General features: G+C 34.8%; 7 protein-coding genes. All 7 read right to left on the bottom strand.

Going from position 1 to position 11,972, the window contains the following annotated elements; translation table 11 throughout:
• Window positions 1-10 precede the first annotated feature (10 nt).
• Window positions 11-1,150 carry a dipeptide epimerase gene (locus L3049_RS20710; RefSeq protein ID WP_275111745.1) on the bottom strand — a complete coding sequence of 380 codons (1,140 nt, stop codon included), beginning with the start codon at window positions 1,148-1,150 and terminating at the stop codon, window positions 11-13.
• 13 nt (window positions 1,151-1,163) lie between these two features.
• Window positions 1,164-2,351 (bottom strand): C40 family peptidase, encoded by a 1,188-nt coding sequence (locus tag L3049_RS20705; protein ID WP_275111744.1) that lies wholly within the window; start codon window positions 2,349-2,351, stop codon window positions 1,164-1,166.
• Window positions 2,352-2,816: 465 nt separating this feature from the next.
• Window positions 2,817-3,998 carry a phosphodiester glycosidase family protein gene (locus L3049_RS20700; RefSeq protein WP_275111743.1) on the bottom strand — a complete coding sequence of 394 codons (1,182 nt, stop codon included), beginning with the start codon at window positions 3,996-3,998 and terminating at the stop codon, window positions 2,817-2,819.
• Between the two features lie 199 nt (window positions 3,999-4,197).
• Window positions 4,198-5,898, bottom strand: a complete 1,701-nt coding sequence (locus L3049_RS20695) for a SusD/RagB family nutrient-binding outer membrane lipoprotein (RefSeq protein WP_275111742.1) — start codon at window positions 5,896-5,898, stop codon at window positions 4,198-4,200.
• A gap of 11 nt (window positions 5,899-5,909) precedes the next feature.
• Window positions 5,910-9,020 (bottom strand): SusC/RagA family TonB-linked outer membrane protein, encoded by a 3,111-nt coding sequence (locus L3049_RS20690; RefSeq protein WP_275111741.1) that lies wholly within the window; start codon window positions 9,018-9,020, stop codon window positions 5,910-5,912.
• A gap of 40 nt (window positions 9,021-9,060) precedes the next feature.
• On the bottom strand, window positions 9,061-10,200 hold the full coding sequence (locus L3049_RS20685; protein ID WP_275111740.1) for a dipeptide epimerase: 1,140 nt from the start codon (window positions 10,198-10,200) through the stop codon (window positions 9,061-9,063).
• 13 nt (window positions 10,201-10,213) lie between these two features.
• Window positions 10,214-11,317, bottom strand: a complete 1,104-nt coding sequence (locus L3049_RS20680) for a C40 family peptidase (RefSeq protein ID WP_275111739.1) — start codon at window positions 11,315-11,317, stop codon at window positions 10,214-10,216.
• Between the last annotated feature and the right edge of the window lie 655 nt (window positions 11,318-11,972).

The following is an 11,972-nucleotide window of genomic DNA, read 5'->3' as shown; positions in this document are numbered from 1 at the left end:
TAAAAATTACTTATATTTTTATAACTCCAATTCCCGAACGGTTGGGCAAAATTACTTTCCCATCGAGAATCTCAATCCCTTTAAAAGGATCATTTGATATTAATAAATTTCCATCCAAATCGGCCCAATCTACCATAGGCGACAGTTGAGCTGCCGCACTAACACCACAAGACGTTTCCGTCATGCATCCTATCATCACTTTCATATCCAATGAACGGGCTACATTCATCATTTTATGCGCTTCTCGCATTCCTGTGCACTTCATTAATTTAATATTGATACCAGAATATGCACCATGCAATTTTGCTACATCATCCAAACGTTGAATAGCTTCATCTGCGATTGTTGGCAAAGGGCTATGCTGTGTCAACCATGCCATATCATCCAAATTGTGCTTATCCATTGGTTGCTCAACAAAGACAACTCCTTTTTCTTTTAACCAATGAATTTTATCTAATGCCTCTTGTTTGTCTTTCCATCCTTGATTAACATCAACACACAAAGGCACATCTGTAATTTTGCGAATTGTATTAATCATCTCCTCATCGGTACCTCTACCAATTTTCACTTTTAACATTTTATAAGGAGAAGCTTCCTTCACTTTTTCGGTTACTACATCAGGCTGATCCATGCCAATAGTAAAAGTTGTTACAGGAGTATCTTCCTGATTATAGCCCCAGATCTCAAACCAAGACTTATCTAATAATTTCCCTATTAAATCGTGCAATGCAATATCAATTGATGCCTTTGCAGCACAATTTCCTTCAGCAACAGAATCTACATAGCTCAAAATTTCATTCAAGCGAAACGGATCTGAAAATTGTTTCAAATTTAAACTGCTTAAAAATTTCCTTGCAGTCTTATGTGATTCGCCTAAATATGGTGGCATTGAAGCTTCACCATAACCAACAAATCCATCCCACTCAATTTTTGTAAGCATAACCGGAGTGGTTGTTCTGGAAAAGGATGCAATCGTAAATACATGTTTTAACTGCAACTCATAAGACTCAAAACTAAGCTTCAGTCCTTTTCCTGAATAATTTGATTTACCCATTCCTGCTTCACTGCAAGAATTCATCGTAGGAAGCAAAAATGCCGCTCCTGCCAACAAGCCTGTATTTTCTAAAAATTTTCTTCTGTCTATTGCCATTTCTTTTGCTCTCTTAATACCATGGATGTTCAGAAACCCTAATTATACCTGGCTCTCCCATTCTATTTAAAACCCTTCTACCACCCAACCAAGAAACCGATCTGTAATTATTGAAATTTTCAGCTTCAGGCTCAAAACTATTTATCCTAACTCTGCCTGATGAATGAATATATTCTCCTTGGTTCATATACATTCCCACATGAGTAACTTTCATAGGCTTTTCATCTGTCTTTGCTCTTCCGAAAAAAACCAAATCTCCTTCTGCTAATTTCAAAAACCCATGCTCAGGAGAAATGGTATCTCCATGAAGAAACTGTAATGATGCATCACGGGCCAAAATAATCCCGTTTATAAAGTAAACTGACTTAACAAAGCCACTACAATCTACCCCTTTTACAGAAGTTCCGCCCCACAAATAAGGCCTCCCGATAAATTGCTTTGCCGTTTTCGTTAAAAGAGTAGCATCTTCTAATTCTCGGTTTTCCCAATCAGAAAACAGTTCACAATTTGATTTATCAACTTGTATTCTTCTACCATCTGGTAAGCTCAAATCATAGTTGGCTTGATTCTCATTCTCAACTCTAAGGATTGAACCAGCAACCAAATCAGTCACCACCTCATTTTGACCTGGATCTTTTACTACTTCAAAATCAGGAATGAAAATTATTCTTTTCGAATTCCTCCACTGATTCATTTCATTTAGTGTTTTCCGAGCAATTGCGGCACCATCAACCCAAGCAATATATCGATCAGGAGTCTGTATTTGATACCAGCCATTGTCTTCTTTCAATAGCTTAACTGGAGTTCCCATTATTGACTGTGAAACAAGTTCTGCCGAATGCTTTGGGTATGCTCTTAAATTCACAACGCTTAAATTAATTACTCCCCAATTTTTATCCTTTAAACTTTTTCCTGGCAATAAATTTAGACTATCCAATATTCCAACATCTAACTTTTCAAGTGCAGAATACAATGCTTGCTTTGCCATCAATTCACTCGTTTCTCCTCTAATTATCAGCTTATTATTTTCGAAAAAGAATGACGTTTTAAAAATAGCCTCTCTCTGATCTGGTGAATACTTAGCCTCTACCTGTTTGGAAATACTATTTGCTTCAATTAAAAGTTGATTCTCCTTGTCACAAGAATACACACTAAGAAGAAGTAGTAGTATAGAAAAAATAGCAATAGGTAAGTATTTCATTTTTTTATTTTCAATTGGTATTACATGTTACATGCATACAAATATATTAATCTAATATTAAATCACAAGATATTCAACAACATGTTTTGCATTGTATTAATCATAACATGAAAACATGTATTGATTCAACTCTAAGTAATTAGATGCTTTCAAGTGCTTATATTAATGCTGAAACTATTTTCTACACACTGCAATTTCTAGCTTTAAAGAAGTTATCATACAAAACACCTTGCTCTTTCTGCTTGATTATCTAGATAATTGATATACAACATCCTAAATTGAGTTTCATCAATTATAAAAGCTGATATGGATAGAGAAGTATATTGAGCTGAAATTGCTAGTGACGGTAATGAAAAAGATCAAATCGAAAAAAACTATAATAGCAAAAAGGGCTCCGAAGAACCCCTTTTACACTACTACATAGTACCTGAATTAATATCCAGGATTTTGTTTTATTCGAAAATTTTATCGTTTTCTAATCAAAAAGATATTCGAAACATCTCGTTCTCCATTTTTATCGGAAGGTTTATTCATCAATACTTGATTAAAAATCATAGCAGATGAACCTCCACCATCAAAATTCAATGCATCATCGCATCCTAATTTTTTAAGGTATTTGCCTAATTCTTTTAATTTCATACCCATACTATAGCCTGGTTGGCGACCATCTACTACAACTATATACAGATAATTATTTTTGTGATCAAGACCAATTGCGGTACGCGGATGTCTATCTTTCCAAAATCCTTTTCTACTTAGCCCTTCTCTATTTTTAAAATTGACAATTCTTTTCCCATTCTGAATTAATCGAGGTAAGCCTCCTATCAAAAAATGCGGAGCAACACCTTCAGGTGAAATACTTAAACGAATGTCAATCGTGTCATTTTCTCTTATTATTTTTTTTGCAGAGCATCCCAAACCTAAATATTTCCGACCTAAAACGAAATTGAGAGAATCAGGATTAACTAAACACTCTTCAACCTGATAACTCCCAACAGAACCAATAACATCTTTTTTTAATGGCTTTAACTTCCAATATACTACAGAATCATTCTGAACCGGCATTCTTCGATAAAACTTATTATAAAAACAACTTTTGTGTTTTTCAACGGGAACATTAAGACCATCTAGAACTAGAGTATCATTGTTCACCATGCAAATTCCATTAAATTGATAGTTATCTAGATGAACAATGCCCTGTTCGTCCTCCATAAAAAGTGTACGAGACATTTTAACCCCTTTTACAAATTCTCCATCTACAATCATACAATTCTCAAAAACAGGCCTCTCACCGCCAAAAAAATCAGCATTCACAGCAGCAATAACTCTGTTTTCCTTTTTATTTTCCCGAGCTACCATTCGCGAAGTTTTTTCCAAACCAAATCCCAAATAACTATTTGCGATGCTACCTGAAAATTCAAATTTTTCGCATGACATATCAATTCGCAACTGATGAATAACAATTGGCCCTTTCCTAAAAGTAATTTTGCTATATACCACACCATAAACCCCTTTCACTACCATAGTAGTATCAGGAACAGAAGCGAATGTATTCACAATCAAAAAAGTAAACAAAACTAAAAATAAGGATCTCGGAAAGTCTAACTTCATATCAGTACGTTTAAGAAAATCTCTATTTCTTTTCACAATTAAGATTATTAAAACTCATATCTCAATTTGCATAAAACAAAAACATCATAAAGTGCACAGTAGATACTCTACACTTTATGATGCTAACTTGCGGCTAAGGCAAATTCAACTTTATAATTTAAGGTTGTTGCCCCATTCTCCGCCTTATTCTCTTCTAAAAATACAACCGCCTCTAAAAACTAGACGGTTATAAAAATTAGTTCGTTAGATCAACTACATCATCAGCATCAGGAGTGTTCCACCAAACTCTAGTTGGGAAACGCGATGCATCATCATTATCAGGCAAATTAGCTGAATTTCTCTCAATATTTCTATTGTCATATTTAAGAGCACGAATCCACACTTCTTTACCATCAACTTCATCACCTGAAATTGGGAATATACTAGCATTAAGATTTTGAGGTCTCTTAAGTCTTGTAAAAGTATTATCGTACTCAACTCTACGCAAATCAACCCAAGTTTCAGGATTCATTACTGTTGCAATATGTTTTTGAGTCATGATACGCTCTAGAGTAATATTCGCAGCACCAATATTATCAACATGAGTCAAATAATCAGAAATATCACCAGCATCAACACCCATATTAGACATATCTGCCTCGATACCTTCTTTGTATGCAGCAAAAGCAGCCGCTTTATCGCCATTTCTAAAATTTGCTTCAGCTTCAATAAATTTACATTCTGCGTAAGTAATCATATACCAATCAGAATTTGGGCTCGTATAAAACAGACCATTAGGCTTACCATATTGATGTCCTCTAGAAAAATACTCTGTTGAATCCATAACCATTTTAGTGTCCTCTGTAAAAACAACTCCCGTATACGGATTGATATCACCAGCAACAAAATCTACAGTCTCTTTTACACCGTTAAAACCATTTTCACGATACGTTCCCATTGGAACACCTTGATACATATCTAAACCTGTTAAACCATAAAGTTCTGCATCTAAAGCAGGTTGTACGATAAGAGGTAGGCGTGGATCTGGAACAGATTCATTATTTAACAACAAAGGATCTTTTAGATTGTCAACAAAAAACTTCGACCAATTATCTGCACGAGAATCAAAAGCACCTTCAACATCACCACCTTCAGTATCAGACCATGGGTAGATATTATTTTGAGTCTCTTCACCAGTAAATTGTCTTTTGGCATTATCTGCATTTGTACTCATAGCTTTTCCACAAGCAGCAACAACAGCCGCTGGATCATACTTAAAATCACCTGATTCCTTAGCAGTCATGTGATTAAGAAGACGAGCCTTAAGAGCCCAGGCAAATTTCTTCCACTTCGAAATATCTCCTTGGAACATCACATCTGTACCAATTACATTAAGATCTATAGCATTTGGCTTATCAAAATCTAAAAGAGCTTCATCGATAAGCTTATGTATTCCTATATAAGCCTCCTTTTGCGAATTTAACTCAGGCGTAAGAATAAGCTGATTTTTAGCATCATAAGAATCATCCATTATTATATCACCAAGCTGATCGCTAACCATCGAAAAAAGATACGCTCTCAATATTTTTCCAACAGCAGAAAAATGAGGCGAATTATATTCTTCACCTAAGACAATTAAATCGGCAGTGTTTGGAAGAGCATTAGTATATAGATATTGCTCAGCAGCATAAGAAACCGTCCTCCAACTCCATCTTGAATAATATGTTGTTCTTTCAGTAATATGATAAGAGAGTACAGTTCCCTCTCTAGATAATCTACTTTGGCCAAAGCCAGTAGTATTATCTATTGTAGCCATCAATCGTTGTTGAGGTGGCAAAGACATGTTCGATGGTTTTGTTTCCGATTCATTAACATCGAAAAAATCATCGGAACAAGAAACCAATCCTCCTAACAGTAGTAAAACTAGAAATCCGTTAATTATATTTAAGTTTTTCATTTATTGCAATTTTAGAAATTAATTTTAACACCTAAATCAAAACCTTTAGTATTAGGAGTACTTAAGTTATCAAGACCTATAGCTCCAGAACCACTAACAGAGGCACCAAAAGAAGCTATTTCAGGATCTACACCTGAGTAATCAGAAATCATCAATAGATTTCTACCAGTAGCAAAAACTTCCATTCTATCGAAACCAATCTTATCAAGAAGAGTCTTAGGAAGATTATAAGATAACGTTACATATCTAAGCTTAACAAATGTAGCATCTTCAATAAAGTTCTCTGCATTTTGAGAATACTGGTCTTGATAATAATTCTGATCCTTTATAATAGGAGTCGTATTTTTTTCATAAATCGAATTTCCATCCACATCTACACCATTTTCCACAACACCGTCCAAAATAATTGTTTCGGTCATAGATCTATCCTCTGAGGTAGTACTTAAACCATAATAGGTTAAAGCTGCATTGGTAGCATTATAAACATCGCCACCTATACTCATATCTAAAAGGAATGACAACCTAAAATTTTTGTACGACATTGAGTTAATAATCCCCATGGTCCAATCTGGCATACGATCAACATCCGGAAAGATATCCTCGCCAAGAGAATAATTTCCATCACTATTAACTATCCTATCACCATTTTCGTTTCTCTTTGGTCTTTTACCCTTTAATCCGAAAAGGTTACCATCCAAAACAGCAGCACCTAAAGCTGTGCTATTCCATGTCCACGATTGATCGTTATTTACCTCAACTAATTCACCGGGAAGGTCATAAACAGTACTTTCCATTTTTGCAAAATTGAAAGACATATCCCATTGAAATTCACTCGATCTAGGAAATAATGAAACATTAACTAAAGCTTCATATCCTTCATTTTTAACAGATCCACCATTAAGCTGAGCGATATAAGCCCCTGCAGCCGGCGGAAGTCTCACATTCAAGAGCTGATCTTCAGATAAACTATGGTAGTAACTAAAATCTAACTTTATTCTATTCTTCAAAAAGCGAGCATCCATACCAATTTCAAATGAAGTGGTAAATTCAGGTTTCAAATTTGGATTACCTGCCTGATCTGAATTCCAAGTATAACCATCAGAAACGGGAACATAGTGCCATGAACGTAGTGTTAAATAAGATTCTGACATATGGGCACTAGCATCTTTACCAACTTGTGCCCAAGTAGCTCTCAATTTAAGATATGAAAGGAAATTATCAGAAGTTATATCAGTATCAAATTCTTTAAGAAGATCGGAAACAACAACAGAAGTACCTACAGATGGATAGAAGAATGAATGATCTCCAATCGGTAAAGTAGAAGACCAGTCATTTCTTCCTGTTACATTTAAAAATGCGATATTTTTCCAACCAAATTTAGCTTCACCAAAAACACCCATACTTCTTCTTCTATATTTAGATTCAGAAAGAGTTTGGTCATCAGCAGCAATATTTGACACACTATATATATCAGGAGCTTGAAACTTATTACCTCCAGTATAAGTTGTCCTTACATTCTTTTCGTCAACTGTTTGTCCCAAAGTAACGTCAATAGAATAATCTTCATCGAAGGTTTTATTGAACATAGCAAGAAGTGTAGAGGTCACTAAACGACTATTCTTCTCGTACTGTCTAAGATGACCATCAGATCTACCTTTAATAAGAGAACCAAAATCGGTAATTTTTTTATTAAATTGAGAATAAAAATCGGTTCCAATACGATAAGAAATAGTAAGAAAATCGAAAGGTTTGTAATTCAAATTAACTTGTCCAATTAATCTATCAACCTTATCATTATTAGGGGAATTATTAAGACTCCAGTACGGATTATCAAATTCTTGATCTTCTTTTGAATCCATAAATATCTTTTGCGTACCATCTTCGTTTGCATAATCACGTGCATCGTAGGTAACTGGATATTTAAGCATACTTATATAAGAACCTCCCGAAGAAGTACCCTGCTTATTACTTTCAGTTTGAGTGTTAATATACTTAGCATTGACACCAATAGTTAAGTTTTTTCTAAATTTAGACTGTGCGTTGAAAGTAAGATTCAATTTTTCGTAACCTGTATTTTCAATAACCCCATTTTGATCTAAATAAGATGCAGAAGCAAATATATTAGTTTGTTCATTACCCCCTGAGTAATTAACATTGTATTTTTGTGTAATTGCTGTCTCGAATAAATTACTTATATTATCATAAGTAGGAGTCCCATTAGGAATTTCCTCACCCCACGACTGTAAATGTATTCCTGGTGATGCATCATAACCAAGAATATCACCATCACTATTGTAATCGTAACTTCCCTGCCCATAAGCACTTTGAATATCAGGAGTATCTAAAACTTTATCAACAGATAATGTAGAAGAGAATGAAATTTTGCCTTCTCCAGTTTTACCTTTCTTAGTAGTAATAATTATAGCACCTTCAGCTGCTTGAATACCATAAAGAGCTGCGGCTGTAGCACCTTTCAATACAGATATAGATTCTATATCCTCTGGATTAATATCCGAAGCACGGTTAGCACTAGCAACTTCAGAACTCGAATTGGTAGAGTTATCGATAGGTAATCCATCAACAATAAAAAGAGGCTGGTTATTTCCACTCAACGAAGAACCACCTCTAATCATGATAATAGACGAAGCTCCTGGAGATCCACCAGAACTATTAATGCTTACTCCTGCAATTTTTCCTTGCAATGAGTTAACCATATTACTTTGGTTACCAGCAAGTAATTCTTCAGATTTAATATTCTGAACTGCGTACCCCAAAGATTTTTTACTCTTTTTTATACCCAAAGCTGTAACAATAACTTCGTCAACTCCAATTGACTGAGCTGCCATTACTACATCAACAATTTTTTGTCCTGTAAACCCAATCTCTTGAGGTTCCATACCAACAAAACTAAAAACCAAGGTAGTGCCAACCTCTGCTTTCAATTCGTATTTACCATCAATATCGGTAGTGGTTCCAGTAGTAGTTCCTTTTTTGACAATTGATACCCCTGGTAAGGTTACTTTATCGCTATTTGTAACTGTACCTGTCACAAGCAAATCCTGTGCCCAGGATACCTGCCAGCCAAGAAGCATGATTAACGTAAAGCATGCAATTTTTCTCATAGTGTTAAATTTAGATTAGCAAGAAATAATTAAAAATTACTTATATTTTCATCACTCCAATTCCCGAACGGTTGGGCAAAATTACTTTCCCATCGAGAATCTCAATACCTTTAAAAGGATCATTTGATATTAATAAATTTCCATCCAAATCGGCCCAATCTACCATAGGCGACAGCTGTGCTGCCGCACTAACACCACAAGACGTTTCCGTCATGCATCCAATCATCACTTTCATATCCAATGAACGGGCTACATTCATCATTTTATGCGCTTCTCGCATTCCTGTACACTTCATCAATTTAATATTGATACCAGAATATGCGCCATGCAATTTTGCTACATCATCCAAACGTTGAATGGCTTCATCTGCGATTGTTGGCAAAGGGCTATGCTGTGTCAACCATGCCATATCATCCAAATTGTGCTTATCCATTGGTTGTTCAACAAACACAACTCCTTTTTCTTTTAACCAATGAATTTTATCTAATGCCTCATGTTTGTCCTTCCATCCTTGATTAACATCAACGCACAAAGGCACATCTGTAATTTTGCGAATTGTATTAATCATCTCCTCATCGGTACCTTTACCAATTTTCACTTTCAACATTTTATAAGGAGAAGCTTCTTTTACTTTCTCTATCACCACATCTGGCTTATCCATTCCAATGGTAAAAGTAGTTACGGGAGTATCTTCTTGATTGTATCCCCAGATTTCGAACCAGGGTTTCTCTAATAATTTTCCAATTAAATCGTGCAGTGCAATGTCGATAGAAGCCTTTGCAGCACAATTACCTTCAGCAACAGAATCGACATAACTTAGAATTTCATTTAAGCGAAATGGATCAGAAAATTGATTCAATTTTAAACTGCTTAAAAATTTAGTTGCAGTTTCGTGAGACTCACCTAGATAAGGGGGCATAGAAGCTTCCCCATAACCAACAACTCCATCCAACTCAATTCTGACTAGCATAACCGGAGTAGTTGTACGAGAAAAAGAAGCAATCGTAAATACATGTTTTAACTGCAATTCATAGGGTTCAAAGCTAAGCGTCAGTCCTTTTCCTGATTTTCTTGATTTACCAGTTCCAATTCCCCCACAAGAATTCATCGTAGGAAGCAATAATGCCGCTCCAGCCAACAAGCCTGTATTTCCTAAAAATTTTCTTCTGTCTATTGCCATTTCTTTTGTTCTCTTAATACCACGGGTGTTCTGAAACTCTAATGATCCCAGGTTCTCCGACTCTAGTTAATACTCGCCGGCCACCCAACCAGGTAACCGATCTGTAATTATTAAAATTCTCAGCTTTAGGATCGAAACTATTAATTCTAACCCTACCTGAAGAGTGAATATATTCTCCTTTACTCACATACATTCCAACATGAGTAACTTTCATTGGTTTTTCAGTTGTTTTAGCGCGCCCAAAAAACACCAAGTCTCCTTCCAATAATTTTGAATAGCCTTGATCAACGGAAATTGTATCTCCATGAAGAAATTGCAATGACGCATCACGTGCCAGTATAATACCATTCATAAAGTAAACTGACTTAACAAAGCCACTACAATCGACTCCTTTCGACGAAGTACCTCCCCACAAATAAGGTCTTCCAAAAAACTGCTTTGCAGTTTTAGTTAAAATAGTAGCATCATTTATCTCTCTATCTTTCCATTCCGCAAACAGTTCACAATTCGATTTTTCAATTTGTATTTTCCTCCCATCTGGCAGAATGAGATTATAAGTATCCTGATTCTCTCTCTCAATTTCAATTATTGAACCTGCGACCAAATCGGTAACAATTTCTTTTTGCTTTATATCCTTCGCTAACTTGAAATCAGGAATAGAAATTATCCTATTCGAATTTCTCCAAGCCTCTATTTCTTCTTCATTTTTTAACGCAATTGCAGCCCTATCCACCCAAGCAATGTATCGATCTGGCGTCTGTATTTGATACCAACCATGCTCTTCTTTTAAAACCTTCACCGGAGTTCCCATTATAGCCTGCGTAACAAGCTCTGCTGAATGTCTGGAATGAGCTCTAAGGTTAACCACACTCAAATTTACTAAACCCCAATTTTTGTCCTTCAAACTTTTCTCTGGCAATACCTCCAGACTATCCACCAAATTATAATTCAATTCATCTAAATCTGAATACAAAGCAAGTTTAGCTTCAGGTACAGTTGTTTCACCCTTTATTATCAATTTATTATTATTGAAGTAAAAAGTCGTATGATAAATAGCCTCTCTTCCATCTGGTGCAAATTGGTCTTTAATATTCTGGGAAATATTATTTGCTTCCATCAAAAGTTGCTTTTCATTAGTACAAGAGCAAGCAATTACAAAAAGTATAACAAAAAGAAAGTGTTTCATTTTTAAATAATGAATTGGTATTACATGTTACATCTATACAAATATAGAATTCTAAAATTAAATTGCAAGATAATTAGCCACATGTTTCACAATATTCTTATCAAACCAATTACACCAATCAAAAATATACTAAACAATAGGAAACAATAATATATTAATCTTTCTAAAACAAAATCAAATTAATTCTTTAATGGTCAGTAGATCATTTCATAAATTAGATATGAGAATCTACTAACAACTAACTACTTTATCTAAAAATTAATGATACAATCCGAAAAAACAGCAAGCAAGTCAACTCTCAGATCTAGAGCAAACTCCAAAAACAGCTTTTAATAAACTGGAACTTATAAAGAATCCACACTATCAACACTCCTAACTTACATTAGTCCTATTACTAAATCACGCATATAATTTTTCATTACACAATTTAATGGGAATTATTCTCAAAAAATCCAAATGTGTCGTTGAAGGCTAATTATCAATAGAATAAAACCCATTACAAATACTCTTGCCATGAAAATAATTCGACAAAATATTTCTTATTTGTAATGTTATAAATCAAAAATAGTTGAATTAAATGATGAAA

Origin of the sequence: Labilibaculum sp. DW002 (assembly GCF_029029525.1) — a bacterium.
In the GTDB taxonomy this organism is placed as follows: domain Bacteria; phylum Bacteroidota; class Bacteroidia; order Bacteroidales; family Marinifilaceae; genus Paralabilibaculum; species Paralabilibaculum antarcticum.
This window is presented reverse-complemented; position numbering and strand designations above follow the sequence as displayed.

What these genes read in the sequence shown, in the direction of transcription:
- L3049_RS20710 (WP_275111745.1), bottom strand. Translation starts at nt 1,150, where the DNA reads ATGGCAATAGACAGAAGAAAATTTTTAGAAAATACAGGCTTGTTGGCA.
- L3049_RS20680 (WP_275111739.1), bottom strand. Translation starts at nt 11,317, where the DNA reads ATGGAAGCAAATAATATTTCCCAGAATATTAAAGACCAATTTGCACCA.
- L3049_RS20685 (WP_275111740.1), bottom strand. Translation starts at nt 10,200, where the DNA reads ATGGCAATAGACAGAAGAAAATTTTTAGGAAATACAGGCTTGTTGGCT.
- L3049_RS20695 (WP_275111742.1), bottom strand. Translation starts at nt 5,898, where the DNA reads ATGAAAAACTTAAATATAATTAACGGATTTCTAGTTTTACTACTGTTA.
- L3049_RS20690 (WP_275111741.1), bottom strand. Translation starts at nt 9,020, where the DNA reads ATGAGAAAAATTGCATGCTTTACGTTAATCATGCTTCTTGGCTGGCAG.
- L3049_RS20705 (WP_275111744.1), bottom strand. Translation starts at nt 2,351, where the DNA reads ATGAAATACTTACCTATTGCTATTTTTTCTATACTACTACTTCTTCTT.